Source organism: Dellaglioa sp. CoH-56-MRSF-11, from assembly GCF_056782135.1.
Window position 1 is genome coordinate 1 of the sequence record NZ_JBXAYE010000062.1, and the last position, 344, is coordinate 344.

Annotated in this window: 1 protein-coding gene; it reads left to right on the plus strand. The window is 52.0% G+C overall.

Annotated features, from left to right (window positions below; all coding sequences use genetic code 11):
* Positions 1 to 264: hypothetical protein (locus AC1RPT_RS07850; protein ID WP_481762994.1), on the plus strand; the 264-nt coding region annotated here is incomplete at its 5' end.
* Positions 265 to 344: the final 80 nt, after the last annotated feature.

The window sequence follows — 344 nt, forward strand, 5'->3', positions numbered from 1 at the left end:
GTGATTATGTCCAGCAACATGGAGAACGCAGAACAGCGCGGGGCTCGGGTGCTGACACCGTTCGAGGGCAAGCCCGAGCCAATCTGGCGTATCTTCTTGGACGACAGCAACGTGTATCGCAGGTGTTTGGCTAACGAGTGGTGGGGCTGCTTGAGCCCGCGATTCAAACCCATCATCTCGGATAAGGACCTGAAGATATTGAAGGACTATCTGAAGCAAACAAGCAACAGGTCTAGCTTCAATGATGGTCCTGTTGACTTCTAGGAGAATTCATGAAGGTCAGTAGAGTGAAGAAACGCATGCGTCAGGTACTAGATGCGCGACGCGCAGGGAAACGTATGTAC